Here is a 26,149-nt window from a genome sequence, read left to right on the forward strand (position 1 = left end):
CTTTTTTCGTTGTTCTCAATATGAATGCTCACCGGAAAGTCGGTTTTTAGAGTGTCAGGAGTTTACAGGTGTCACTTTATTTTTACGCTGTATATGGTACAAATCGTAGCAAAATGCAATAACGGCAAGCCAGATCAGAGAGAAAGCGATGAGCTGCATCCCCGAGAAAGGCTCTTTGAAGATGTAAATTGCTGTAATAAATTGCATGGTTGGGTTGATATACATAATAAAGCCGATCACAGTCAGAGGAAGTTGTCTGGCTGCTGCGGAGAAAAGCAATAAAGGAACTGCGGTAACAATACCTGAGAGCATCAGATAGGTTCCGGATAAGTCGATAGTGGAGCCTGTGTTCACAGGGGACGGGTTAAGCCCGGCACTGCCAATAGCGACCAAAAAGAGTAAGGCTGGAATGACCAGCCAGCCGGTTTCCAGAAATAAACCGTTAAGGGTTTCAAAGGGAGCTTGTTTACGCACCAGTCCATAGAGACCAAAACTGGATGCCAGCATCAATGATATCCAAGGTAGACTGCCGACACGATAAATTTCAAAGGCAACGGCGAAGCAGGCAAGGATAATAGAGAGGCTCTGCAAAGGTCGAATCTGCTCTTTCAGAATAAAGCGGGCAAGAAATACACTGACCAGAGGTGTAAGGAAGTATCCCAAGCTTGATTGAATCACTTGGCCGATACTGACAGCGTAAACGAAAATCAGCCAGTTTGTTGATATCAATATGGCAGCCAGACCGGACCAAACCATTGCTTTTACTGACAGTGCAGACTTGAGTGCCTTCATTTTTCCGAGGCCGATGACAAGCAAAAGACAAAGCAGAAAAGACCATATTATGCGTGCGGAAATTACTTCAAAAGGAGGGATATGGGAAACAAGGGAGAAAAAAAGTGGAAAACAACCCCATATAAGGTACGCAAGCACTCCAGTACCAAGCATTTTTAAATTCATAATGAGCTCCTTGAGTGTATTGGTAGGTCTTATGGTTTTCTGAGTGTATCTCTTGGATACGCAAGGTTTTTTCAGCGGCAAAATTATGGCGTCTGGGGAGTGGATATCGTCAGCGCACAGGAAGTCCATTTTTATGAGTGAGGGGCAAAAAAGACTGATAAATGAATTAGTTAATCAGCTTGTCTGGCTAAGTGATTTTCATGAAAAAGTGTATTATAAGAGATTATCGGGTTACCTGAACAGGTGAGCGATGCGGAATAATTATTCAGATATTATGGTCTTCTAATGGGGTTTTTGTGCAATTGATACCAAATTATTTTGATTTGTCTGTACAGGATATGATCGCTTTCGTCTGGTTTATTTTTTGGTGGACGCTATATTACTTTTTCTCCAAAAAAGCGATGAATAAAGAGGTGTGTCTGGCAAAAGTGATGCACGCTTATCGAGTTGACTGGATGACCAAGCTGCTTGACCGTGAGGTGAGAATTGCAGATACGACGATTATGACCCATCTGGAGCGAAACGGCTCTTTCTTCGCGTCCAGTTGTCTCTTGATTCTTGCGGCGCTGTTTACAATGCTGGGGGCTACAGATAAAGCGATGGGGGTATTGTCTGAGCTACCTTTTGCGGCTTCTGATTCAAGAATTGAGTGGGAACTGAAGGTTTTACTTTTGATTGTTATTTTTGTCTATGCGTTTTTCACATTTACATGGTCTATGCGGCAGTATAATTTCTGCGCAATTCTGATTGGGTCTGCACCTCACCCGAATGATCAGGATGTGACCCCTCAAGGGCGTAAGGCTTATGCCCGTCATGCTGCGGATCTGATTGATTTGGCCGCAAACCAGTTTAACTATGGTTTGAGGTCATATTATTTTGCACTATCCGTGCTCTGCTGGTTCTGGCATCCCTATATTTTTATGTTGGCGACAATTTTGGTTGTTCTTGTGCTCTACCGGCGTGAGTTTCATTCTAAGTCGCTAAAGGCTTTATTAGCGGCCCGGGACGCCAGCATCGAATTTAAAGGGATCTTCCGCTAGACACTAATGACAGGTGTTTTGTGACCTGTGTAGCAAAAATTACAAATCGTGATTTGCCTGTTACTGGTTCCCGGCTTAGCGAATACATCGAATTTTAACTTTAATTGTAGTTTATTTAACTAGTTATGACTGGTTTTCTGACAGAAAAATGTAATAAGTCTGCTTTATAGTCTGGTGTTGCTGGTAATGTATTGTCCCTATATTGATATGGGTCATTCAAAAAAATCCACTTGAGCGCATTATTAGCCAGGCCCTTAGTGGGCTTGGCCGTAGCAACAGCGTTAAATTTAACAACAACTATAAAGAGGCAGGGACATGCTCGCTAAATCACTTTCCGGTTCGACTGAGGTATTCCTTAATACGGATGATCTTATTATCTCTAAAACAGACCTTAAGGGTCGAATTACCTACGCTAACCGAACATTCATGCGGATTGCAGGCTTTGATGAAGAAGATCTGTTGCACCAGCCTCACAATATGATTCGGCACCCGGATATGCCCAAGGGTATTTTTAAATTCCTCTGGCAGGAGTTACGACAAGGGCACGAGTTCTTTGGTTTTGTGAAAAACTATACTGCTGATCACGGTTTTTACTGGGTGTTTGCTAATATTACACCGGACTTTGATTCTGCGGGCCATGTTCAGGGGTATTTCTCTGTCAGGAGACGTCCGAGTTTAGATGCGATTAAAACCATTGAGTCCATTTACCAGAAAATGATTGGGATTGAGCGTCGCTGCAGCAAAGCGAATGCTTGCACCCACTCCTTAGCCTTCCTTGATCAGATTTTAGAGAGTAAACAGGTTTCCTATGAGCGTTTTGTTATGCAGTTACAGGCTCTATAACAACATAGGAGTAAATTAATATGGCGCATCTGGTTTTTATTCTCTGTTCATTGATCCCTTGTCTGTTGTTAGTAATATCGCTTATTTGGGGTGATTTTACTGTTGAATTAGGTGCCCTGGTTGCCTTCTTTTACGCCACGCTCACTTGGTACCTGAGGCGAAATAAGCGTCATCGTAAAACATTGGAGTCACTTTCTCAGGTTCTGAATTATGCTGCTTCAGGAGAGCTGCATCATCGGGCAACTCATACCCAGGGTTACGGTGTTGCCACTGAATTGGCTTGGGCCGTTAATGAGCTGTTAGATGTTGTCGAAACATATTTCAAGGAAGTTAAACTCTGCTTTGTACGGGTTAACAGGCAGGACTTTTCCCGGGAGGCAAAGTCCACTGGATTACCCGGTGATTTTTCTGAATCACTTAAGTCAATTAACCAGGCTATTCTTGCGATCAAAGAGAATCTGGACTTTACCCAGCAAAACGCACTGACCTCGCAGATTCATGATATTAATCTGCAGTCTTTGCGTAAGGATTTGCTGCAGAGTGAGTCCGATATTCGTTCTGTTCAGGGTGATATAACAGATGTTGATTGTATCGCTAAAGAGAACAGTAAGGTTGCTAAAAGCAGTAGTGGTGCTATCAGAAAAATGAGTGAGAACCTGCACCAGTCAACAGAGCAGATTAAGCAGCTTCAGAAACAGGCGGAGTCACTCATCGATGTAAGTGATGAGGTAGCACGAGCTCTTAACCTTATTAGTGATATCGCAGATCAGACGAACCTGCTGGCTCTGAATGCATCTGTGGAAGCAGCCAGGGCCGGGCAGTCTGGTAGAGGGTTTGCTGTTGTTGCTGATGAGGTTAAGAATTTATCTAATCGAACAAAAGACACAGCGACGGAAGTCTATTCTGCCCTGAGAGCGCTTAACGAGCAGGTTGCGGCCATTAGTGATGCCACACTAAGCAGCAATGCTTTGAGTCTGGAAGTGACTGACCAGCTTGATGATTTCCTGCAGCTGTTCCATGCCTTAGAAACCAGCTCTGCCCAAACATCCGAAAAAGTAATTTTTGTTGCTGGACACGCTGAATCAGCAGTTGAACGCATCGCTCAGGTTATTCTTAAGCAAAATATTTATGCTTGCCTCGAGGAAATTATTACTTCTGGTGATGGCAGCGAGCAACCTGTTGACGTGAGGTTGGCGGATATCCAGGGTCAAGCAGCAAAACCTGATGATCCCTGTTTTGAACTCGTCAGGTTGGTCGATATGTATAGGAGAGGAGAGTGCACTGGAGATCAGCTGATATTAAGTCTGAAGGCTACGGAGCAAAACTCAGTATGCTAATGGATATGGCTATGACTTAAAAATCAAAGCCCTGTCCCTTCCGTTTTTCTTTGCCTGATACATTGCTTTATCTGCAGCGCCCATTAAGTGTTCAGCAGAAGAAAACTCATACTGGCCTGGTATGTAGGTTGCAATACCGACAGAAGCCGAGATTGGCACTTTAATGCCCTGGTCAATCTGAACAGGGTTTTTCTGCAGAATTTCCCTGATTTTTTTCGCAATAATCATGGCTTGGTCTGAAGTTATGGATGGCATGAGAATAACGAATTCTTCACCACCGTAGCGTCCCACGTAGCAGTCTTTTCCTGAAGCTGTTACTAATGTTTTAGCAAATTGTTTCAGTGCTATATCACCAGCCTGGTGCCCATATCTGTCGTTAACCCGTTTGAAGTGATCAATATCAAGGAACATCACTGACAGTGGACAGCTATTGTCAGATGAGTATCTGAAGGCACGATCTGAAACAACCCTCATATAAGCACGGTTAAAGACATTGGTGAGAATATCTTTCTTGAGCTGTTCTTGAAGTTGTTCTTGGCTGGCTTTGGCTTCGGAGGCATCTTTCCGGGCCTGGTCAAGCTCATCCATGAGCTTCATATTGCGGGCAACCAGTAATTGTTTAGCATCTTCAATAAGGCGGCTGATTGAGAAGGGCGTTTTAACATTGGTTGCAAAAATTTCATTGAGCACGGGAAGCTGGTTTGATACTTCGTCTACGATGGCACTGATTTCTTTGGTAGAAAAGAGTCCGCATTTATCGTTCTTCTTAATCAGGTAGCTCATGACAAGTGAAGGCTCTTTCTGAACCCAAAGCTCAGCGAAGTTACCGGAGAAAATAACGATTTGCTCATCAATGTGCGTGTCTCTGTTGATGGTGTTGTGGCTATTTTTCACTAAATCAACATAAAAATCGGACATACCCCAGTTAGCCAGTAGCCAGCCTCCCAGCTCTGCGTGATCGGTAGAAAACTCTTTTTGCTCAAACTTAACCAGCTCTGAGTGTTCCTTTGCACTACGAAAAAGAACGCCATAGCGCTCTGCTTCAATCTCATTGAAAGCCAGCATACCAATATCCTGGATCAGCCCTGCAAGGAAGAAGCGCTCCGGCTTTACCTGCCCCATTTTAGAAGCCAGGACACGCCCCAGAATCCCGGAAACCAGTGCCCGGCGCCAAAAAAGCTGATGATCCATGGTATTGATCTGTTTGTCGTGCATTGCTTGAGCAAAGGAGAAGCTAAGTGCCAGTGTCATTGTCATATCGAGACCGATACGTGTGATAGCATCTTGGACGGAGTTAATTGTCATGGCACCCATATTGGCTGCAGAATTTGAGAGGGCAACTACCTTGGCGACCAAGGCTGGGTCTTTTTCAAGAATACTGGCTATTAATGCAGAATCACTGTCATTGCACTTAGCATGTTCAATAACCTGATATGCAACAGCGGGCAAAGAGGGAAGTGACTGACAGTTCTCTAATTTTTCTAGTATAACCGGATCCATCAGGCGCCCCCCTCCAAGCTTAAACTAATTCACTCTATAGACTAGTAGGAAAAGTCATGAGGGTAAATCAGAATATAAAACAACAAACTACCCTTTCCCTTTTGAATCATTATGTTAGTTAATCTGTCGGCCTGAATAGGTTTGGCCTGACGCAGATCAGAGACCTTTGAGAGCTTCTATGTGTTTGTGGGTTGCTGAACCCAAAGCGCTAAGGCTATAACCGCCCTCAAGAACTGAAACAATTCTTCCGTCTGAGTATGTTCTTGCGACATCCATAATCATTTTTGTCACCCAGAAAAAATCATCATCCACAAGGTTGATTTCACCGATAGGATCATCCTTATGGGCATCAAAGCCTGCTGAGATAAAAATCATTTCTGGACGGTGTATCTGCAGTGCAGGCAACCAACTTGCTTCAACTAACTTACGGAATTCCGGGCCATTGCAGCCAGCATTAAGGGGCGTGTTAATAATGTTATCCCACTCAGAATCCACAAATCGCCATGGAAAAAACGGGTGCTGGAAGCTTGAACAAACAAGGACATCAGGATCATTTTTGTAGATGTCCACTGTGCCATTCCCATGGTGGACATCAAAATCGATAACAGCAATTCGCTTGATGCCAAAATTCTGGCGGGCGTGTTCCACACCGATGGCGACATTGTTAAGAAAACAAAAACCCATACTTTCAACCCGTTCAGCATGATGACCGGGTGGGCGGACAGCACAAAAAACATTGTCGGCCTGATTTTTAAGTACCTGCTCTGTACCGCGGACAACAGCACCTGCAGCCATGGTGGCAGCATGCATTGTCTGATGATTCATGAGAGTGTCATCATCAATCTGAACCAAAGGTGCATTTTCTTCAGGTTGACTCAACTCAAGGGATAGCACATGAGCTTTAGGATGCACACGTATAATCTGTTCTTCTGTTGCAGGTCGGGCATTATAATGCTGCAATTCTTGGGCAAGTGCGCTACGTTCGAGTTGCTGATTGATCGATGAAATACGATGCGGACTTTCCGGATGCCATGGCCCCATATCGTGAAGCATGCATTCTGAGTGACTGATGTATGATGTGATCATTTAAACTCTCCCTAATTTTGCCAGTTTAATAAAGCTCGCGTATGGGAGATACTGGCATATAGTCGATAGTGCAACGCAGCATCCAGTACAAGAGCGGAGTGATTTTTGTGGGTACTCGTTTTTTAAAATACTTTTTTGAGCCAAAATCCATAGCTGTATTCGGAGCATCTGAAAAAGAGTTCAGTATGGGAGGTCAGGTTATCCGGAATCTTCAGGATGGACAGTTTCCGGGTAAAATTTTTGCTGTTAATACCAAGGGGTATGACCAGGTTTTTGGAGAGACGTGTTACCCCTGTGCTGAAGCACTGGAGGAGATTCCTGAATTAGCTGTTATCTGCTCCCCACCGAATGTTGTCCCCGATCTGGTTGGAAGGTTGGGGCACCTTGGGGTTAAAGCCGCTCTGGTCCTGACCGGAGGGCTTTCCAGAACAAACAGTGCCCAAGGTCTTGTCGATCCCAGTCACCTGTCACTAAAGGATGACATGTTAGCCGCTGCCCGGGAGTCCAGAATCAGAATTATGGGCCCTGAGTGCTTGGGTGTTCTGGTTCCTGGCAGAAAGCTGAACGCGAGCTATTCATCCGGTAATGTTAAACCCGGAAAAGTTGCATATATTGGTCAGTCCGGGATGCTGGGTAATGCCATGATTGACTGGGCTAATGGCAGAGGCATCGGTTTTTCCCATGTGGTAACGCTGGGGGATAGTGCTGATGTGATGATTGCTGATGTTATCGACTATATCAATCGTTATAGCCATGCTCAGGCCATTCTGCTGCATCTGGAATATATCAGTGATTCCCGCCATCTTATGACGGCAATTCGTGAAGCATCCCGTAACAAGCTGGTGCTGGCAATCAAAAGCGGACGTATTGTGTCTTCGTACGGCGGCCCTGTTCTGAATACACCGGGTTTGGTGAATCGTGATCAGATATATACTGCGGCCCTTAACCGAGCCGGTGTGGTTCGCGTCAATGATGTGGAAGAACTTTTTGATGCCCTGGAGTCTCTTTCCCGGATTAAGCCTGTTCTGGGGGATCGGCTGGCAATTGTCAGTAATGGCATTGGCCCAAGTATTTTGGCGGCTGATAAATTGCTGCTATCGGGTGGCAAGCTCGTTAAGCTTACAGAAGAAACCCGCTCTAAATTAGATGAATGTCTCCCGTCAGGTTGGTCTGATGCCAATCCGATTGATATCGGCGGTGATGCGATGCCTGAGCGCTTTGTTAAGGCGCTGGAGGTGTTGTCAAATGCCCCTGAGGTTGATGCAGTATTGGCGATTCATGCCCCAACACGGCTTGCCCCGAGTGCTGAAACTGCAAATGCTGTAATCAATAGTCGTGGGAAATTCCGAAAGAGTGTTTTAACCTGCTGGATGGGCATGGAGGAAGCAAGGCCTGCACGGAAAGAGTTTAATCTGGCTGGTGTGCCGACCTATAGCTCGCCTGAACATGCGGTTCAGGCCTTTATGCATATGGTTAACTACCGTCGCAGTCAGGCTTTGTTGCAGGAGGCTCCTCCGAGTATTCCCCATGAAACACCTTACGAAGTGCGCAGAAGCGCCCGGAAGCTGATTTCCAGAGCTCGCAAAGAAGGGCGGATGGCTCTGACGCATCAGGAAAGTACTCAGGTTTTAGCGGCTTATAATATCCCGGTGACGCAAAGCTGGTATGCCAAGGATGAAAATGCAGCTGCGATCATCGCCAGCCAGCAGAATCAGCCACTGGCAGTGAAAATTATCCACGAAACCAATTGCAAACCTTTCGTCTACCGGAAGCACCCGCATAAGGTATCTGCAGGACTGATGCAGGATATACAAACGCCGGATGCGATGCGCAAGGCTGTTATCGGCCTCAGAGATAAGGTTAATGAAAAATTTCCGGATAGCACGATCTACGAGTACTGCATTCAACCGATGCATCGTGGTAAACATTCGATGTTGTTGAATATGGGTATTACGCGGGACCCTGTCTTTGGCCCCGTCATCCTGTTTGGCATTGGGGGTTACAAAGAAAACGTGCTGGCAGACCGTCATGTGGCTTTACCGCCATTGAATATGACGCTGGCGAATGAACTGATCAAACGTTCCCATGCTTACCGGCTCATTAAAGAACACAGTGATAACCCTGCAGAGGATATTGAGTCTATTTCTGAAGTCCTGGTGAAGCTCAGTCAACTGGCGGCAGATATCCCGGAGCTTCAGGGGCTGGAGATTAACCCCTTGATTATCAATCGTGATGAAATGCTGGTGGTCGATGTAAAAATTGATCTTGGAGAGCCCAGCTACCATGCCATCATGCCTTATCCCGAAGAGCTACGTGAAACGGTGACACTTAAAACCGGAAGGGTTGTTGAGGTCAGACCGATCAGGGGAGAGGATGCAGCCGCATTGTCTCAGTTCCATAGTCAGTTAAGCGAGCAGAGTATCCGGTTCCGTTATTTCCACAATAAAGCAGAACTCAGTAAGCGGGATCTGGCTAATCTGACAATTATTAATTACGACCGGCAGATGGCTTTTATTGCGGAAGAAATCAAAGAGAATGATGAGCGTGAGATTCTTGGTGTTGTTAGGGTCTGGACCGATCCCGACAATATTCGCACTGAATTCTCAGTCCTGATTCGGGATGATCTTCAGGGGGAAGGCCTGGGAGCTTTGCTGATGCATAAAATGATTAAGTACTCCCGAAGTGTCGGTACATTGGAAATGATCGGAAAAATCCTGGTTGAAAATCACCCGATGCGTGGCCTGATGAAATACCTTGGCTTCCAGTGCCAGTATAATGTCGATGAGCAGGTGATTGATGCTGTTATGCCGTTGAATGAGCCTCAGAGTGAGTGGCAGCGCCACCGACTGGAAAACAACAGCGGAATATAACTATCGCGCTTTTGGGCTGCTTTTTGGGCAGCTATTGCGTAACCAAAAAGAGGTAGCGACTGGATTGCTACCTCTTTTTGCGTTTATCTTTCGTTATCTAGATCTAGGGTGATAACCGCTCTATATTCCATTTGCCGCCGCCAATAACATAGCGGAAGCGGTCGTGAAGCCTGCTGGGTTGCCCTTGCCAAAACTCAAAAAGGTCGGGAACGATACGATAGCCTCCCCAATGAGGTGGGCGTGGGATAGGTTCATCACCGGCGAACTGTTCACTGAATTGGTCGCACCGCTGTGATAGCCAGTCCCGGTCTGGAATCACCGCGCTTTGCTTGGATACCCAGGCACCGATCTGGCTTTCCCTTGGACGACTATGAAAATAATCTTCAGATTGCTTTGGAGAAACGCGCTCAACCACGCCGTCAATACGAACCTGCCGTTGCTTTTCACCCCACCAGAAAACAACTGATGCAAACGGGTTGCCAGCAAGATGCATTCCTTTTTCACTTTGGTAGTTGGTGTAAAAGGTCAGGCCGCGGGAGTCCAGGCCTTTAAGTAAGACAATTCTGGAGGCAGGACGGTTTTCCGGAGAAATGGTGGATAATGTCATAGCATTGGGGTCAAAGGGCTCGCTTTCCACGGCCTGATCAAACCACTGCCTGAATTGATCGAAAGGGTTTTCAGCCAAGGCTGTTTCAGTCAGAGCCTCCTGATCGAAAACCCGGCGCAGAGAGGAAATGTCCTGATTCATAAGGTAAATATCTCTTTGTCTCAAGGTGTGCTGTTCATCATAAACGCAGTTCGCAGACCCGCCAACCAGTAGTGGTACAGAAGGCTAAAAAATTCTTAAAATACTGATCTAAAGCTGTAAAAAGTTTTTTATTCCTGAGAATACAATCTGGGCAGCCATGGCACTGAGGATCAGGCCTGTCATCTTACTGAGAATATTCAAACCTGTTTTACCCAAAATGCGCTCAATCTGGCTGGACAGATAGAGTAGTCCGCCAAGGGAGAAAAGTGCCACCATAAGCGCGCTAACGCCAATCAGCGTTTCTGTGGTGGTTTTGAGCTCGGCACCATAGACTAAAATCGCACCGATAGTGGCAGGGCCAACAATGGTTGGTATCGCCAGAGGGACGACAGATATATCATCACTATTTTGCTCTGGTACGCCTGTTGCGTGGTTGCGCACACCATCTTTAACAAGGCTGACAGCTGAAAGAAACAGTAGACAGCCGGCACCAATACGAAACGAGTCCAGCGTTATCCCAAGAACCTGAAATAAAGTTGTGCCAAAAAAGAACAGTGTCAGGCTAATCAGAGCTGCAGACAGAACCGCCCGATTAATGGTGGTTCTTTTTTCCTGTTGACTGTTGCCTCTGGTTAAAGCCAGAAACATAGAGACCACGAAAAAAGGCGCAAAGAGGAAGAAAAATTGAATGAAGGTAGAAATAAATAGAGCCATGCGGTAGGCAGCCTTATTGAAAGTGGTTGCGACTGGGATTGTGCTTTAGGTTATTATAAATCCACTTTCCTGATCTTGTTGGATAGTTTTGATTTTTACTTCGGAAATCAGGTATAAAATTTGTAAATAAAGGGACGTGCAGTGCTTTTTAGCAATAATTGCCACTGGGCGGTAAAGTATTTTTTTACGTTGCCGATATGGCATAAGCTACTGAAAAGTCAGTTGTATGGGCTACTAATCAAACATTCACTGAGTTATGCTTTCGTTTAACTTTGTTGAAATGTCACAAATAGGGTTGGGTCAATGGATTTCGCCACGCTTCTCGGGCTAGTTACAGGTGTTGCATTTGTTGGTTTAGGTATTGCTCAGGGCGACGACCCCAGCATCTTTATCAACATCCCTGGTATTTTTATTGTAGTGGGTGGCACTATCTCGGTCACTTTAGTTAAGTACCGAATTGCCAGTTTCTTTTCAGGCCTCAAAGAAGGCTTCTCAGTTGCTTTTCTGGAAAGTAACGATAATCCGCGAGAGATTATTCAGCTTGCTAATCACTTGGCAAAAATTGCCCGTCGCAACGGACTCTTAGGCTTGGAGGATGAGCCTATTGAGAATCCTTTCTTTGCGAAAGGCATTCAGCTTTGTGTGGATGGACATCCGCCTGAATTTATTCAGAAAGTTCTTATAAATGAGATGAGCATGTCCATCGATCGTAAGCAGTTGGGCGAGAAAATTTTCCGTAACATGGCAAGTTCTGCCCCAGGTTTCGGCATGATAGGTACGCTGGTTGGTTTGGTACAGATGCTAAACAATCTGGATGACCCGTCTAAACTGGGGCCGGGTATGGCTGTTGCACTGTTAACAACCCTGTATGGCTCTCTGATTGCTCAATTGGTTATGTTGCCTCTGGCTGACAAGTTGGCTCTTAAAGGTGCTGAACTTGAGTCCAATATGTCTCTGATTACTGAGTCTGTATTGGGGATTCAGGAAGGGCTTAACCCAACAGTTATGGACGAGCTTCTGGAAACTTATCTGCCTGAATATCTGCGTTCTGGCATGTCAATGTCTGAAGAAATTTAGAACAGGGTATCCGCAGCCTAGACGCGAGGGATATTTGAGGTGATGCATATCAATACTAAAAAGCGCAGGAAGGCAAAGAACGAAGAAGTCCCTGAATGGATGGTGACTTTTGCCGATATGATGACGCTTCTGCTGACCTTTTTTGTTTTAATTCTGTCGTTTTCTACGACAGATGTTGAACGCTATAAGAGCATTGCAGAGGCTATGCAAAGCTCCTTTGGGCTTCAGGAGCTTAATCCGCTCAGTATCATTCCAGCTGATAATCCGCCAAAGAATGAGAATATTATTGAGCCGCTTAAGCCTCAGCCTTCGACCGAGGCTGAAGATGCCGATATAGAGAATCAGTTGGAAAGCATCGGAAACCGGCTAGAAACGAATTTTACTGATGAGATTGAGAAAGGTGTGGTCATTGTCGAGCGCGATGAGGATCATATTATTATTCGTTTCCCGGACGAGTCTGCATTTACATCCGGCAGTGACTATCTGGAGCCTGCCGTTGTCCCTGTCCTTCAGAAAGTTGGACAGTTGATCTCTGAGTATGACATGTTCACTATCGTGGGTGGTCATACTGATGATCAGCCGATCAATACAGACCGTTTCCGTTCAAATTGGGATCTTTCAGCTGCCCGTGCAGTCTCTGTTGCCCATGAGCTGACATGGTTGACGGACCTTGAAGAGAAATTTCTCTATGTGGTAGGTAATGCAGATGCACGCCCTCTGGTTCCTAATACTAGTCAGGAAAATCGCATCAAAAACCGCCGTGTTGAAATTTTGCTTATTGAACGTCCGGATAATACTGAGCGTGATGTTTATCAGGGGATTCAGCAGAGTCCACTTTTAAGATAAGCGGTTTATCTACTGCTGAGTTAAACCAAAAAGGGTGCCCGGAAAGGGCACCTTTTTTATTGTCTGCGAAATGACTAAAAAAAACCTCGCCGAAGCGAGGTTTTTAAAGTTAACTGGCTTAACTCCAGCGTTCTGCAAACAGAGGCTGGGGTTTATCCAGTGCTGCCTGATAGGCACCAGAGAAAGGCTTAAGACTCTGCATTGCCTCTTCAATAGATTTATCTTCCCGGACAGCAAAACTGTTAAAACCACAACGGGTCATATAGAAGAGCTGATCCTGTAGCACATCACCTATAGCACGCAGTTCACCATCATAGTTAAACCGTTCACGTAGTTGTCGAGCTAACGTGTAACCACGGCCATCAGTAAAAGCAGGAAAGTCGATCGCAACGACAGGTAGCTCTGTCAGCTTTTCAGCCTGCTCATCAAGCACAGTATCATTAGGAATCCAGACAGCTACAGCTTCGAATGCTCCGGCATCAAAATCACCTGATAGCCAAAGCGGATAAGGGAGCAAAACCTTGCCTGAAGCGGGTAGTTCTGCTTCAAGATCAACTTTAAACCAGCTATCCTCAACGATGGCCTGATTCAGAATAATCTTAGGCATAAACACGCTCCTTAAATTTCGCTTGGCCAAGACGGTGATAAGCCTCTACAAAGGACTCACCTTCGATACGGTTCTCGACATAAACCCCCATGATAGCCTCAATGGCATCCGGGATTCGGTCCTGCTTCACTGCTGGCCCAAGGATCTTGCCAATGTTGGCATCACTGCCTGATCGACCACCCAGAGAAACCTGGTAGAACTCTTCACCTTTACGATCAACACCCAAGAGACCAATATTGCCAATGTGGTGGTGGCCACAGGCGTTCATGCAGCCAGAAAAATTGAATTCGATATCGCCCAGATCATAGAGGTGATCCAGGTCGTCAAAGCGACGCTGAATCGCTTCAGCAACTGGAATGGACTTTGCGTTTGCTAGACCACAAAAGTCACCACCCGGGCAGCAGATCATATCGGTGAGCTTGCCGATATTAGGTGTTGCAAGGTTGTTTTCTTCCAGAATTTGCCACAATTCAAATAGGTCCGATTGCTTTACATCAGAAAGAATCAGGTTCTGATGATGACTCACGCGCAGCTCTCCGAAGCTATACTTGTCCGCGAGATCAGCCACCAGGTCCATCTGGCTATCGGTTACATCACCGGGGGCGATACCTGTTTTCTTCAGGGATACGGTAACGGCAATATAGCCATCTTTCTTGTGGGCTTGCGTATTATTGGTGACAAAGCGTGAGAAGGCTTTGTTATCGGCCCGTTGCTGCACAAAGCAGCCTTTGTCCGGTGCATTCTCATAAGCCGGGTCGATAAAGAAACTGGCAGCTTTAGCTATGGCATTTTCTGTTAGGGTTGATGGGCCATCAACCAAGTGTGTCCACTCAGATTCAACCTTTTGAGCGAACCCTTCCACACCTAACGCTTTAACCAAAATTTTAATGCGGGCTTTGTACTTGTTATCACGACGTCCAAACTGGTTGTAAACGCGAAGCACGGCTTCTAAATACGTCAGCAAGTGCTTAGCGGGCAGGTTTTTACGCACCAGATTGCCGATCATTGGAGTTCGGCCCAGGCCGCCGCCAACGTAAACATCAAAAGCAAGAGAGCCATCTGCATTTTTTACCAGCTGCAGGCCAACATCATGGACTTTGATGGCGGCACGGTCTTCCTCTGTACCACTGATTGCAATTTTGAATTTGCGGGGCAGAAAAGCAAACTCAGGATGAAAGGTCGACCACTGACGCACAATTTCGCACCACGGACGGGGATCTGTAATCTCATCCTGGGCTATACCAGCAAATTGGTCTGTGGTGGTGTTACGGATACAGTTGCCACTGGTCTGGATCGCATGCATTTCAACTTTAGCCAGCTCCTGCAGAATATCCGGACAGTTTTCCAGTGCCGGCCAGTTGAACTGTACATTTTGACGGGTTGTAAAGTGCGCGTAGCCTTTGTCATAAGTACGAGCTATGTACGCCAATTTACGCAGCTGATTTGAGTTCAGCATGCCATACGGAATTGCCACGCGCAGCATAGGCGCATGACGTTGCACGTAGATGCCGTTTTGCAGGCGCAGAGGCAGATATTCAGCCTCTTCCAGCTTGCCATCAAGATAACGTTGGGTCTGATCCCGGAACTGAATCACCCGCTCATCAACTAATTTCTGATCGTAATCGTCGTACTTATACATTTAATTTCCTACGACAGGGTTTCTGTATCAAATGTGCCAAAAGTCACGGTAAAGCGGAGTGCTTTTCTAATTAAAAACAGACACTACCCGCATGATTTGCTGCACAATAGCAGTCTTCTCTTATTCTTAAAATGAATTTATATCTATATATTTATTTCTTTATGGAATATAAATGGCGAAGTCGTAAGATGACAATATAAGCCTTCAACAGAAGATAAATAGTGACCAATCATCATATTTAGCGCCACAGAACCCAGAAGGGATAGGGGGCAGCAAACAGCTTAACTAAAATTGCGTGCACGGCACTAAATCAACGCAGTGACCAAGCTTTTACTTTCCAGAGCCAGATAAAGCCCGCCGCATTAAGGCACCGGTAAACCAGCTGTACCCACCAGATCGCCATAAGGCCAAAACCCAGGTAGATTCCGAAGATAAAGGCAAGGGGGAGGAAGACGCCCCACTGCAAGGTAACAGAAACCTGCATCACCGTTTTGCTGGCTCCTGCGCCGAGCATCGCCTGGGTTAACACGATGGCAGATGCATCAATAACCATCATGATCGCCGTGAGCTGCAGTAATTCAGCACCTAAAGCAACAGCTTGAGGCTCTATAAGGAACAGCCCGATGATCTGTTGGGCAAAAAGGTTAAGGGGTAACGCGATGATCATTAAAAATAAGACTGCCACTTTTGCGACATCAAAGCCCCAGTGTTGAGCGGCTTGCTCATCGGCTTGCCCTAACGACCGGCCCACAAGGCTGGTGGCGGCCATGCCGAGTCCTACGGCCGGAAGAATCATCAGTAGAGAGAGGTTCACCAGAACATGCCCTACTGCGACAGACAAGGGGTTGATCTGGCCAATGATCCAGAACAAAACCAGATAACCGGAGGCAAAGAGCGTTTGCTGCAGGGAATTTGGTAGGGTGCGGTTAACCAGTTTACGCAGTATTTGCCTGTCTAAAGGATTCTTCTGGAAAATTCCGAGATCCAATTGCTGAAGAGTGTAGATGAACCAGATGATCGTGCCAATCAACAGGGAGATGCAGGTGCCTAAACCTGCGCCTTCCACTCCCATGGCTGGCAGACCAAATTTTCCGTAAATCAGGACATAACTGATGGCAATGTTGCTCAAATGAATGAGCACAATTGTCTGGAAATAGATTTTTGAATGATGGCGACCATTCCAGTAACCCCGGAAAACGAGATTAAGGGCAACAGCGATTAAACCTATTACACGCCAATCAAGGTATGGCTCAGCCAGTTCAACGACAGCACCATCATAGTTTATATAGGAAAGCAGAAGACCGGTGATAGGGTAAAAGAAAGCGATCAGGGGAAAACAAAGCAGAAGGGCGAGAGCAAGGCCTGCTTTCAGAGTTTTGTCCTGAGAGTCTTTGCACTTAGCACCATAGAAGTATGCAGTGGTGGACTGCACAGCAGACGATATGCCAAGAATCAGAGCGGTAATAACAAAGGCTGTGTAACCTGCAATACCGGCTGCAGCCAAAGCAGTACTGCCCAGAGCTCCAACCATGGCGGAATCCACAAGGTTAATCAGGCTTTGGGATAGCATGCCACCAATCAGCGGCAGCGCAAGTTTCAAGATCTCACGCTGTCGCTCAAAGGAGGGAAGGCTTAATAGAGAACGCAAAGGTGTTACTTAAGCTAGTTGCGTCAAGGGATTAAGCTGGATCATAAGACAGAACCGGCATCAGCCATCGCTCCATCTCTTTCGTTGTTTTACCCTTACGTTCTGCGATCTGCTCTACCTGGTCCAGGTCAATCTTTCCGGTACCGAAGTATTTCGCGTCGGGGTGGGCAAAATACCAGCCGCTAACAGCTGCTGCAGGGGTCATGGCGAAGCTTTCTGTCAGTTCCAGGCCGCTGTGCTCTGTTGCGTTCAGCAGGTTAAACAGGGTCTCTTTTTCGGTATGATCCGGACATGCGGGGTAGCCGGGAGCTGGGCGAATCCCCTGATATTGCTCCTTAATCAGTGCATCATTATCAAGGCTTTCATCTTGGGCATAGCCCCAGAACTCTTTACGCACCCGCTCATGCAGGTGCTCTGCAAAGGCCTCTGCAAGGCGGTCTGCCAGTGCTTTCACCATAATAGAGTTGTAGTCATCGCCCGCTGCCTCATACTCCTTTGCCAGCTCTTCTGCACCAATACCGGCATTGACTGCAAAACCACCAATATAGTCCTCAAGGCCCGTTTCTTTCGGTGCAATATAGTCCGCTAGACTCAGATTTGGCTTGCCTTCAGGTTTTGGTGTTTGCTGGCGTATGTGCTGCAGCAAGGCTTTAACATCACTGCGATTTTCATCGGCATAGACTTCAATCTGATCCGCCTGGGTCGTGTTCGCGGGCCAGAAGCCGATCACTCCACGGGCCTTGATCAGTTTCTCATCGATGATTTTCTTTAGCATGACTTTTGCATCATCAAACAGGCTTGTTGCGGCTTCACCAACCACATCATCGGTTAGAATCTGCGGATATTTACCGGCAAGATCCCAGGACATAAAGAAAGGCGTCCAGTCGATGCGCTGAGCTATCGTTGCTAGGTCGTAGTCATCAAAAGCTTTTATGCCGGTAAAGGCTGGCTTCACTGGGCTGAAACTGTTCCAATCCAGTGCCAGCTTGTTATCGCAGGCTTTTTCATAACTGATACGATCGGCCTTGGCCCGACGATTAGCATTCCGGATACGGGTTTCTTCGTACTCTTTACGACGACCAGCGACAAACTCATCCCGCAGTTCATCACTCAGCAGATTACTGGCAACACCAACAGCGCGGGAGGCATCGGTGACATAGATGACCGGGCCTCGTTTATATTGCGGCTCAATTTTAACTGCGGTATGGGCTTTAGAAGTGGTTGCACCACCGATCAGCAGCGGCAAATCAAAACCCTGGCGCTCCATCTCTTTGGCGATATGCACCATTTCATCAAGGGATGGAGTAATGAGGCCTGATAGCCCAATAATATCAGCATTGTGCTCTTTGGCGGCCTGCAGGATTTTCTCCGCAGGAACCATGACCCCCAGATCGACTACTTCGTAGTTGTTACACTGCAGCACAACGCCGACGATGTTTTTGCCAATATCGTGTACGTCACCCTTCACCGTGGCCATAATGATTTTGCCTTTGGCCTCCACTTCACCGGACTTTTCAGCCTCGATAAACGGGATCAGATGGGCAACCGCCTGTTTCATGACACGGGCGGATTTTACCACCTGAGGCAGGAACATTTTGCCGGCACCAAACAGGTCGCCGACCACGTTCATGCCGTCCATCAGTGGGCCTTCAATCACCTGAATCGGGCGGGCAGCTTCGATACGGGCCGTTTCCGTGTCTTCAAGGATAAAGTTGGTAATACCTTTTACCAGTGCATGCTCGATTCGCTTAGTAACTGGCCAGGAACGCCATTCGAGATCCTCTTTCTTTTCCTCTACGCCGTTACCACGGTATTTTTCAGCAACATCAAGAAGGCGATCCGTGCTGTCATCTCTTCGGTTCAGAATGACATCTTCCACTAAATCACGCAGCTCTGTTGGCAGATCGTCGTAAACAGCCAGTTGGCTGGCGTTTACGATGCCCATGGTCATACCTTCTTTAATGGCGTGATAGAGGAAAACGGAATGAATCGCTTCCCGCACAGGATTATTACCCCGGAAAGAGAAGGATACATTGGAAACACCACCGGAGATCATAGCGTGGGGAAGGTTCTGTTTGATCCAACGGGTGGCATCAATAAAGTCTACGGCATAGTTGTTGTGCTCTTCGATACCTGTCGCTACGGCAAAGATATTGGGGTCAAAGATAATGTCTTCTGCCGGAAAGCCGATCTCGTTCACCAGCATATCGTAAGAACGCTTACAGATCTCGCGCTTGCGCTCAAACGTGTCAGCCTGGCCATTCTCATCAAAAGCCATCACGATGATTGCGGCACCGTAGCGCATGCAAAGTTTAGCGTGGTGACGAAATGCCTCTTCACCCTCCTTAAGAGAGATGGAGTTCACTACTGGCTTGCCTTGTACGCATTTCAGACCGGCTTCAATAATCTCCCATTTGGAGGAGTCGATCATGATTGGTACTTTTGCAATTTCTGGCTCAGCTGCTACCAGATTGAGAAATGTGACCATGGCGGTCTGGGATTCCAGCATCCCTTCATCCATGTTGATATCGATCACCTGGGCGCCGTTTTCAACCTGCTCCTGTGCAACCTCCAGGGCGGTGTCGTAGTCTTCTTCCACAATCAGGCGCTTAAAGCGGGCTGAACCTGTTACGTTTGTACGTTCACCAACATTCACAAACAAGCTGTCAGAACCGATATTAAAGGGCTCAAGACCACTCAGGCGGCAAGCCTTTGGGATATCGGGTATTTGGCGGGGAGAGTGCTTGGCAACAGCTTCTGCAATAGCCCTGATGTGCTCTGGCGCGGTACCACAACAGCCACCAATAATGTTAAGAAAACCACTGGCGGCAAACTCTTCTACAATAACCGCCATCTCTTTGCCTGTTTGGTCGTACTCACCAAATTCATTGGGCAGGCCGGCATTAGGGTGGGCTGAAACGTGGGTTTGAGCTTTATTCGATAACTCTTCCAGATAAGGACGTAACTCTGTGGCTCCAAGAGCGCAGTTTAAACCAACAGATATCGGCTTGGCATGGCGGACTGAGTTCCAGAAAGCCTCTGTTGTCTGGCCGGACAGTGTACGGCCCGACGCATCAGTAATGGTACCGGAGATCATAATTGGCAGTTCAAAGCCAACCTCATTAAAGACGTCCTGTACGGCGAAAATAGCAGCTTTGGCATTGAGCGTATCAAAGATGGTTTCGATCAGAATCAGATCGGCTCCCCCTTCAATCAAGGCGCGGGTAGCTTCACGGTAATTAACGGCCAGAGTGTCGAAATCAACATTACGGAAACCGGGGTCGTTTACATCAGGGGATAGTGATGCCGTACGACTTGTGGGGCCCAGAACACCGGCAACAAAGCGCGGCTTTTCGGGTGTTTCTGCCGTTTTCTCATCGGCGGCGGCCCGGGCGATTTTGGCGGCTTCAAGGTTTAGCTCATAGGCCAGATCTTCCATGCCGTAGTCAGACTGGGAAAGGCGGGTTGAGTTAAACGTGTTGGTTTCCAGAATATCGGCACCGGCGCTCAGATAATCCAGGTGCAGGCGTTTAATCAGATCACCCTGGGTCAGAACCAGCAGATCGTTATTGCCCTGAACATCAGATGGCCAGTTCTTGAAACGTTCAGACCGGAAGTCGGCTTCAGTGAGTTTCTCCCCCTGAATCATGGTACCCATACCACCGTCCAGAATGAGGATGCGCTCTTTAAGGGCGGATTTTAAGGTTTGAATACGTGTTGCAAGACTCATTTCTTAGGGTACTCCGAACGGGTGAAAACCGATGTGCCGATATTCAGCAGGCCATTATCCAGCAAGCAATGTAGATTTTATTATAAGGGCAGCTACATATTTTTTTGTACAGATTAACATCGCTGGTCGCTGAACTTTTCTCAATGACGTAAGATTGCGGCATTCTATCAAATAAAAAGCTATTTTAAGAGATTACTGTCAGATCAGGCACTTATAACGCTTATCCACTTAGTTATAAGTGTAATTGCTGATCAGGCCCACTAGAGGTGCTGGTGACAAAAATCGCAGTGAGACATTACCAAAGTCAGTCGCTTCTGACCCTGAAAAAAATTGGCTCTGTCTTGCAGAATACTCATAATGGCCTGAACAGGTCATTGGCAAGGGTTAAAGACCTATAAAAATAGTAGGGTATTTCCAATGCGTTGATTTTACCTTAAAATAGATCTCAATCATTCATTGTTGAATTTAGGTGACGCTTGATGTCTGCCATTATTGAAATTACTGAAAGTGCTCAGAACTATCTGGGCGATCTGTTAAGCAAACAGGATGCGGATGGTATCGGTGTCCGGGTATTTGTGACACAACCTGGGACGCCTTATGCGGAAACGTGTCTGGCATATTGCCGCCCTGGAGAAGAAGAGGAAGAAGACCTACGTCAAGATGGTGCTGTATTTCCTATTTATATTGATAAAACCAGCGCTGCTTATCTGGAAGAGGCCGTGGTTGACTACAACCCAGACCGCATGGGTGGACAGCTGACGATTAAAGCACCCAATGCAAAAATGCCCAAAGTGAGTGCTGATAGCCCTCTTGCTGAGCAAATTACTTACGTGCTGTATTCTGATATTAATCCTGGCCTGGCAGCTCACGGCGGTGAGATTAAGCTGGTGGAACTAACCGATGATGATATCGCTATTCTTCAGTTCGGCGGTGGGTGCCAGGGATGCTCAGCGGTGGATCTGACATTAAAAGATGGTGTTGAAAAAACCTTACTTGAGAAAATTCCTCAGCTGAAGGGTATTCGGGACGTAACGGACCATACGGTTACGGATAACGCTTATTTCAAGTAGTTCGTGCTTCTGATCGTTAGATACACCGTAAAAGCCAGCTAATGCTGGCTTTTGCGTGCATGCCCTCTTTTTCCTGTGCGGAATCAATAGAGTTAACGTTTATTCTCCCAATTTTTGCCATATCCACCTAAGATTGATGCATCTGTAAAGCTCTATAAAGGCATTTTAATGCGGCGATTTCTCTCTAAATGTTTGGCCGGTATCCTGCTGGTTATAACTCCGGTTACTGTCATAGCTGATGAGCCCTCTTTTATCACCGTGGGTACGGGAGATATTACTGGAGTCTATTATCCAGTTGGGGGGGCAATCTGTCGGTTACTGAACAAAGAACTTGATCGTCATGGCATTCGCTGTGTCGTGGAAAGCACCCCAGGCTCTGCTTATAACCTGAAGGCATTGCGTAGAGGAAGCCTGGATCTCGCAATTGTGCAGTCTGATTGGCTGTTTCATGCAACCCGTGGCTCCTCTATTTATACGGCGACAGGTGCTGATACTGACTTAAGGTCATTGTTAACGCTGCACACGGAAGATTTTACCATTGTTGTCCGCTCGGATAGTGGCATTGAGTCTTTAGAGGATTTGAGAGGTAAGCGAGTAAACCTTGGCGATCCGGGGTCGGGTCAGCGAAATACGATGGATTTTGTACTGAGTGAACTGGGTTGGTCGTACAAGGATCTGGAAAACGTTAGTGAACTACAGGCTTCTGAGATGCCCCTTGCACTCTGTTCAGGGCAAATCGATGCTTTTATCTATTATGTCGGTCATCCGAATACGTCTGTAGGGGAAGCGACGACCTTTTGTGATAGTCGCCTGATTCCATTGCCGCAAACACTCATTAAACGATTCTCTGAAAAATACCCCTTTTATAGGGCAGGGAAGATAAAGGGGGGGGCTCTATAGAGGAAGTCCTTCTGATATTGACACCTTTCAATTGTCAGCAGTGCTAGTGGCAAATAAAAATCTACCTAATGACATAGTTATAGAGCTTATCAAGGTAATTGATGAAAACTTTGAGCAGTTTCGTAATATGCATCCGGCACTTAGCGTTCTTAATAAGAGATCAGTGTTTACCAGGGTAGGGCATTTTGCTCCTGTTCACCCTGCAGTAAAACAATACCCAGACGAGTAGATCTGGGCTGGCTGCCGCCAGAAAACCTCGTAAAACCAATACTTTAGTCTATCCATCCTATTGCCATTAGCCCCGTAAAAACGGGGTTTTTTTATATCTGAAAAGTGAGAGATACTATTTTTCATATTAAAATATTATTATTTGTGACCAGCTAGTCGCTATATTCAAACGGCTGTAAGGTAGTTTCATATGCTATGTTTTTATTACAAAAAAATTAATTGGCAGTGCTTTTTTGAACTATTTCTGTGCGTGAAATAACCGCTGGTGAGATGATTTGGTGCATTTGCACCAGTTGACAGTAATGAGGTTTTTTCAGAGTCTGACAACCGACGAGAAGCCAAGCCACACTCTCGATAACAAAAATAAATTCCTATTGAGTGAGGCAAAGTTCAGGACAAATTTCGTCTGTTTGCCTCACTAATAACAACAAACCTAAAGGTAAGGAAAAACATGAAACTTCAGCACAAAATTGCAGGTACTATCCTTCTTCCACTGGCCGCGGCCGCTATGTCCACCGCTGCACACGCAGAGTTTTCTATGGGTGGCTACGTTGCTGCTGAATTCTCTCTTGATACAGTAAGCGATGGTGATTCAACTGACGTGAATGGCTCAGCGGTGAAGAGTCGTTTTAATCTGAAACAAACAAACCTGGGTTCATCAAACGCAACTATCCTTTTTGAAGGTGATTACTACGGAAATGGCAACCAGGGCAACCTGCGTATGCGTCATGCCTTAGTTATGGTTGACGGTTGGAAAATCGGTCAGACCTGGTCTTCTGCTGCTAACCTGAATGGTATTCTGCCAACAGTTGACTTCGTTGCTTTGACCGGTGGTTCCGCATATGCCAATCGCCACCCAATGATCGCTAAAGAAGTTGATATGGGCGGTTCAAAGTTAAGCTTCGGTGTTGAGGATTGGGGGAAAAGTACAGCAGGTGAAGATGGTCCTGTGATTCCGGATCTGGCTGCTGGCTTTACAACCAAAATGGGCGATGTAAGCCTGTTTGCTGGTGGTGCCTTGGTTAATGAAAATGACAGCAAAGGCGAGAATGCAAACTGGGTACATATCTCCGCATCAGCGAAAATGGCAATGTCTGACAGCATGAAGGCTGTTTTATCTGTTACGAAAACAGGTAATGACGATATTGATGCTGACTGGACCGCTGTATCAGGAGGCATGGGCATGGGATTTGGTGGTGGTTTGAGCGCCAATGCTATGGCTGAGGTTAAGTCTTTTGGTGCCTCTGGAGCAGAAGACCAGGCTACCGTATTTGTTAATGCTTTCTACAAAATGCCTAGCGGTCTGGAGTTTGGTGCTGAAATCCAGAACATTACCGACGCTGCCGGTATGGAAGGTGATGACAGAACCAACTTTAATGTTCAGGGTAAATACGCGTTCTAATCGCTATTACTGCTGATAATCAGGTACAGCCTCTGGGCTGTACCCTTTGACACCGCAGGCAGGTAAAGGCTTTCTTTCTCTACTCAATCGCACCCCAAGAGTTGCTCTCTTTCCCTACCAACTCCTGGCTGAGTCCTGCCGCGGTGACCCAGTTCTTCTTTTTATATCCTTTATATTTTCCTCCTATCTTACGTTTTTATAAAACCCCTCTGCCATCAAACCTGTGATGATACGATTAGCTGATGCTATTGCTTACAGGTGCTTATTTTAATTTCTACGCATGTGACTAGATAGTCATAATGCTGCGTTTCAAAAAAATGCTATCCTGATGTTTATTAAGCCTTTTTTCTTAGCGGGATGTTTGAAAAGAATTTCCCAAACAAAGGTTTGGTTTTAAACATGTTTTTCTTGTTCTCTAGGTTTGACAAAGGCGCCTTTGAATGTGAATCTAGTCAAACGTATGTTTTAAAGCACCGCGTGACAATAAAAACAACATCGTTTGGAAGGCATATTATGATGAAGTTAAAAGCAGTACTCCCAACTAAATTATCAATTGCTGTGGCAGCAGCGCTCTTCAGCGGGCAGGCGATGTCTGCGGGTTTTGCGCTGAATGACCATAGTGCAACTGCATCCGGTAATGCATTAGCCGGCGCGGCAGCTGGTCGTTCTGATATCTCATTCAGTTTCTGGAATCCAGCCCTTTTTACTAATGCCAAGGGTATTGAATTATATGGCTCTGGGGCATGGGTTATGCCAGAGATGGATGTGACGGTGAACTCAGCATCGGCGCCTGCTTCATTTGGTGGTTTTCCCGTCTCGGGTTCAAACCCCTCAGGAGTGGTTGATGATTCCCTGGTTCCATCTATCTATTTTGCGTACCCTTTGAGTGAGAAGACCGTTTTGGGTACATCGCTTAACGTACCTTTTGGTTTATCCGGTAAGTATGGTACGGACTGGCCTGGACGTTTTCATTCCGCAAAGACAGGGGTGGAAGACATTTCTCTCTCGGCAACCTTGGCGCATCAGTTAAATCAAAAGTGGGCTATAGGTGCCAGTGTTCAGGTTCATAGTGGCGAGGTTCAGCTGGACTCGGTTATTCCTGATTCCCCTCTACTGTCTACGGACAAAGAAGGCTATGGAGATCTGGATGCCGATGATGTTACTTACGGTTTTGCACTGGGTGCAATGTTTGAGCCGGTTAAAGGTACGCGTTTAGGTTTGGGTTACCGAAGTGAAGTAGACTTCGACTTTGAAGGGGATGCTAAGTTTACAGATGTAAGTCCGGCGCTTGGTTCTATGGGGGCCAATCTTGGCATTGATGATGCTGCAATTTCAGACAGTTTGTCTTTCCCTTCAGTGCTGACATTGAGTGCTGAGCATGAGCTGAATGATAAGCTTATGTTGGGTGTTACCGCGATGCGAACGGGGTGGAGCTCGCTGGATGAGATGCGAATCAAATATGAAGAAGGCGCAGACGGTAAGGCTCAAAACGATACCGTGTTAACCTTCGATTTTGAGGATCAGTGGTTCTATTCGGCAGGTCTGACTTACCAGATGTCTGAGGCGCTGACCTTGCGTTCAGGCTTGGCGGTTGATAACTCACCGGCTAAAGATGAGTACCGCTCACCAAGAACACCTGATGGTGATCGTAAGTGGTTCTCTGTGGGTGCAAGCTATCGCTTGGGTAGTGCCGGAGAAATCACAGCCGCTTATACCCATGTTGCGGTTGATGACGTGAGTGTTGTTCGGGATGGCTCATTTCCAAATGGCTCAACGGAAGATGGTGCAAGAGGCGAGTTAGATGCTGATTACGAGACCAGTGCTGATGTGATTTCTATAGCTTACAACATGTCCTTCTGATCTAGCTTGTTCCAGTAGTAAAAAGAGCCGGTTTCCGGCTCTTTTTT

At 46.5% G+C, this 26,149-nt stretch carries 20 protein-coding genes; 11 read left to right on the forward strand and 9 right to left on the reverse strand.

The features are described 5' to 3' along the window. Positions 1 to 54 precede the first annotated feature (54 nt). The gene (rarD, locus tag ACN0R8_RS00960) at positions 55 to 1,086 is read right to left on the reverse strand and encodes an EamA family transporter RarD (protein ID WP_417594160.1); all 1,032 of its coding nucleotides are present in this window, start codon (positions 1,084 to 1,086) and stop codon (positions 55 to 57) included. Between the two features lie 167 nt (positions 1,087 to 1,253). On the opposite strand from rarD, the gene ACN0R8_RS00965 reads away from it, so the two are divergent. The 3 genes from ACN0R8_RS00965 (at position 1,254) to ACN0R8_RS00975 (ending at position 4,177) form a co-directional block, all read left to right on the forward strand. Then, complete coding sequence (locus tag ACN0R8_RS00965) at positions 1,254 to 1,997, forward strand: DUF599 domain-containing protein (protein ID WP_417594162.1); 744 nt, start codon at positions 1,254 to 1,256, stop codon at positions 1,995 to 1,997. 315 nt (positions 1,998 to 2,312) lie between these two features. After that, positions 2,313 to 2,840 carry a PAS domain-containing protein gene (locus ACN0R8_RS00970; RefSeq protein ID WP_417594164.1) on the forward strand — a complete coding sequence of 176 codons (528 nt, stop codon included), beginning with the start codon at positions 2,313 to 2,315 and terminating at the stop codon, positions 2,838 to 2,840. Positions 2,841 to 2,860: 20 nt separating this feature from the next. Further along, complete coding sequence (locus tag ACN0R8_RS00975; RefSeq protein WP_417594166.1) at positions 2,861 to 4,177, forward strand: methyl-accepting chemotaxis protein; 1,317 nt, start codon at positions 2,861 to 2,863, stop codon at positions 4,175 to 4,177. A 9-nt stretch (positions 4,178 to 4,186) separates the two neighbouring features. Here the strand turns inward: ACN0R8_RS00975 and ACN0R8_RS00980 are convergent, their stop codons facing one another. Next, positions 4,187 to 5,677 (reverse strand): HDOD domain-containing protein, encoded by a 1,491-nt coding sequence (locus tag ACN0R8_RS00980; RefSeq protein WP_417594168.1) that lies wholly within the window; start codon positions 5,675 to 5,677, stop codon positions 4,187 to 4,189. Between the two features lie 156 nt (positions 5,678 to 5,833). Then, entirely contained in the window at positions 5,834 to 6,763 is a 930-nt protein-coding gene (locus tag ACN0R8_RS00985; protein ID WP_078319955.1) for a histone deacetylase family protein, read from the reverse strand. A 107-nt stretch (positions 6,764 to 6,870) separates the two neighbouring features. Here ACN0R8_RS00985 and ACN0R8_RS00990 point away from each other — a divergent pair, with 107 nt between their 5' ends. Continuing rightward, positions 6,871 to 9,633, forward strand: a complete 2,763-nt coding sequence (locus tag ACN0R8_RS00990) for a bifunctional acetate--CoA ligase family protein/GNAT family N-acetyltransferase (RefSeq protein ID WP_417594170.1) — start codon at positions 6,871 to 6,873, stop codon at positions 9,631 to 9,633. Between the two features lie 103 nt (positions 9,634 to 9,736). Here the strand turns inward: ACN0R8_RS00990 and pdxH are convergent, their stop codons facing one another. Further along, positions 9,737 to 10,381 carry a pyridoxamine 5'-phosphate oxidase gene (gene pdxH, locus ACN0R8_RS00995; RefSeq protein ID WP_078319957.1) on the reverse strand — a complete coding sequence of 215 codons (645 nt, stop codon included), beginning with the start codon at positions 10,379 to 10,381 and terminating at the stop codon, positions 9,737 to 9,739. A 108-nt stretch (positions 10,382 to 10,489) separates the two neighbouring features. Further along, positions 10,490 to 11,095, reverse strand: coding sequence for a MarC family protein (locus ACN0R8_RS01000; RefSeq protein WP_417594172.1), 606 nt, complete (start codon positions 11,093 to 11,095; stop codon positions 10,490 to 10,492). A 303-nt stretch (positions 11,096 to 11,398) separates the two neighbouring features. On the opposite strand from ACN0R8_RS01000, the gene ACN0R8_RS01005 reads away from it, so the two are divergent. Next, complete coding sequence (locus tag ACN0R8_RS01005) at positions 11,399 to 12,172, forward strand: motility protein A (RefSeq protein WP_417594174.1); 774 nt, start codon at positions 11,399 to 11,401, stop codon at positions 12,170 to 12,172. 42 nt (positions 12,173 to 12,214) lie between these two features. Further along, positions 12,215 to 13,018: a flagellar motor protein MotB gene (locus ACN0R8_RS01010; RefSeq protein ID WP_417594176.1), complete on the forward strand. Its 804-nt coding sequence runs from the start codon at positions 12,215 to 12,217 to the stop codon at positions 13,016 to 13,018. A gap of 118 nt (positions 13,019 to 13,136) precedes the next feature. Here ACN0R8_RS01010 and ACN0R8_RS01015 read toward each other — a convergent pair whose 3' ends face one another. The 4 genes from ACN0R8_RS01015 to metH form a co-directional block, all read right to left on the reverse strand. After that, on the reverse strand, positions 13,137 to 13,625 hold the full coding sequence (locus ACN0R8_RS01015; RefSeq protein ID WP_417594178.1) for a DUF934 domain-containing protein: 489 nt from the start codon (positions 13,623 to 13,625) through the stop codon (positions 13,137 to 13,139). Beyond that, positions 13,618 to 15,264, reverse strand: a complete 1,647-nt coding sequence (locus ACN0R8_RS01020) for a nitrite/sulfite reductase (RefSeq protein WP_417594180.1) — start codon at positions 15,262 to 15,264, stop codon at positions 13,618 to 13,620. Before ACN0R8_RS01020 ends, ACN0R8_RS01015 begins: the two co-directional genes overlap by 8 nt. A gap of 310 nt (positions 15,265 to 15,574) precedes the next feature. Beyond that, complete coding sequence (locus ACN0R8_RS01025) at positions 15,575 to 16,912, reverse strand: MATE family efflux transporter (RefSeq protein WP_417594182.1); 1,338 nt, start codon at positions 16,910 to 16,912, stop codon at positions 15,575 to 15,577. A gap of 31 nt (positions 16,913 to 16,943) precedes the next feature. Further along, the gene (gene metH, locus ACN0R8_RS01030) at positions 16,944 to 20,642 is read right to left on the reverse strand and encodes a methionine synthase (protein ID WP_417594184.1); all 3,699 of its coding nucleotides are present in this window, start codon (positions 20,640 to 20,642) and stop codon (positions 16,944 to 16,946) included. 479 nt (positions 20,643 to 21,121) lie between these two features. Between metH and nfuA the strand changes: the two genes are divergently transcribed. From nfuA to ACN0R8_RS01055, 5 genes are all read left to right on the forward strand, one after another. Beyond that, positions 21,122 to 21,712 (forward strand): Fe-S biogenesis protein NfuA, encoded by a 591-nt coding sequence (gene nfuA, locus ACN0R8_RS01035; protein ID WP_417594186.1) that lies wholly within the window; start codon positions 21,122 to 21,124, stop codon positions 21,710 to 21,712. Positions 21,713 to 21,880: 168 nt separating this feature from the next. Then, a complete protein-coding gene (locus tag ACN0R8_RS01040) occupies positions 21,881 to 22,612 on the forward strand; it encodes a TAXI family TRAP transporter solute-binding subunit (RefSeq protein WP_417594188.1) in 732 nt (243 codons plus the stop codon). A gap of 46 nt (positions 22,613 to 22,658) precedes the next feature. Then, positions 22,659 to 22,841 carry a hypothetical protein gene (locus tag ACN0R8_RS01045; protein ID WP_417594190.1) on the forward strand — a complete coding sequence of 61 codons (183 nt, stop codon included), beginning with the start codon at positions 22,659 to 22,661 and terminating at the stop codon, positions 22,839 to 22,841. 450 nt (positions 22,842 to 23,291) lie between these two features. Beyond that, positions 23,292 to 24,242 carry a hypothetical protein gene (locus tag ACN0R8_RS01050; protein ID WP_417594192.1) on the forward strand — a complete coding sequence of 317 codons (951 nt, stop codon included), beginning with the start codon at positions 23,292 to 23,294 and terminating at the stop codon, positions 24,240 to 24,242. 513 nt (positions 24,243 to 24,755) lie between these two features. Continuing rightward, positions 24,756 to 26,102: an OmpP1/FadL family transporter gene (locus ACN0R8_RS01055; protein ID WP_417594194.1), complete on the forward strand. Its 1,347-nt coding sequence runs from the start codon at positions 24,756 to 24,758 to the stop codon at positions 26,100 to 26,102. Positions 26,103 to 26,149 lie beyond the last annotated feature (47 nt).

It is taken from the genome of Oceanospirillum sp., from assembly GCF_048265165.1.
In the GTDB taxonomy this organism is placed as follows: Bacteria; Pseudomonadota; Gammaproteobacteria; order Pseudomonadales; family Halomonadaceae; genus Oceanospirillum.

Excerpts from the sequence above, each read along its gene's own strand:
- ACN0R8_RS01055 (WP_417594194.1), top strand. The coding sequence starts at position 24,756 with ATGATGAAGTTAAAAGCAGTACTCCCAACTAAATTATCAATTGCTGTG.
- ACN0R8_RS01020 (WP_417594180.1), bottom strand. The coding sequence starts at position 15,264 with ATGTATAAGTACGACGATTACGATCAGAAATTAGTTGATGAGCGGGTG.
- metH (WP_417594184.1), bottom strand. The coding sequence starts at position 20,642 with ATGAGTCTTGCAACACGTATTCAAACCTTAAAATCCGCCCTTAAAGAG.
- ACN0R8_RS00980 (WP_417594168.1), bottom strand. The coding sequence starts at position 5,677 with ATGGATCCGGTTATACTAGAAAAATTAGAGAACTGTCAGTCACTTCCC.
- ACN0R8_RS01000 (WP_417594172.1), bottom strand. The coding sequence starts at position 11,095 with ATGGCTCTATTTATTTCTACCTTCATTCAATTTTTCTTCCTCTTTGCG.
- ACN0R8_RS01040 (WP_417594188.1), top strand. The coding sequence starts at position 21,881 with ATGCGGCGATTTCTCTCTAAATGTTTGGCCGGTATCCTGCTGGTTATA.
- ACN0R8_RS00975 (WP_417594166.1), top strand. The coding sequence starts at position 2,861 with ATGGCGCATCTGGTTTTTATTCTCTGTTCATTGATCCCTTGTCTGTTG.
- ACN0R8_RS00985 (WP_078319955.1), bottom strand. The coding sequence starts at position 6,763 with ATGATCACATCATACATCAGTCACTCAGAATGCATGCTTCACGATATG.
- ACN0R8_RS00970 (WP_417594164.1), top strand. The coding sequence starts at position 2,313 with ATGCTCGCTAAATCACTTTCCGGTTCGACTGAGGTATTCCTTAATACG.
- ACN0R8_RS01015 (WP_417594178.1), bottom strand. The coding sequence starts at position 13,625 with ATGCCTAAGATTATTCTGAATCAGGCCATCGTTGAGGATAGCTGGTTT.
- ACN0R8_RS01010 (WP_417594176.1), top strand. The coding sequence starts at position 12,215 with ATGCATATCAATACTAAAAAGCGCAGGAAGGCAAAGAACGAAGAAGTC.
- rarD (WP_417594160.1), bottom strand. The coding sequence starts at position 1,086 with ATGGACTTCCTGTGCGCTGACGATATCCACTCCCCAGACGCCATAATT.
- ACN0R8_RS01005 (WP_417594174.1), top strand. The coding sequence starts at position 11,399 with ATGGATTTCGCCACGCTTCTCGGGCTAGTTACAGGTGTTGCATTTGTT.
- nfuA (WP_417594186.1), top strand. The coding sequence starts at position 21,122 with ATGTCTGCCATTATTGAAATTACTGAAAGTGCTCAGAACTATCTGGGC.
- ACN0R8_RS01050 (WP_417594192.1), top strand. The coding sequence starts at position 23,292 with ATGAAACTTCAGCACAAAATTGCAGGTACTATCCTTCTTCCACTGGCC.
- pdxH (WP_078319957.1), bottom strand. The coding sequence starts at position 10,381 with ATGAATCAGGACATTTCCTCTCTGCGCCGGGTTTTCGATCAGGAGGCT.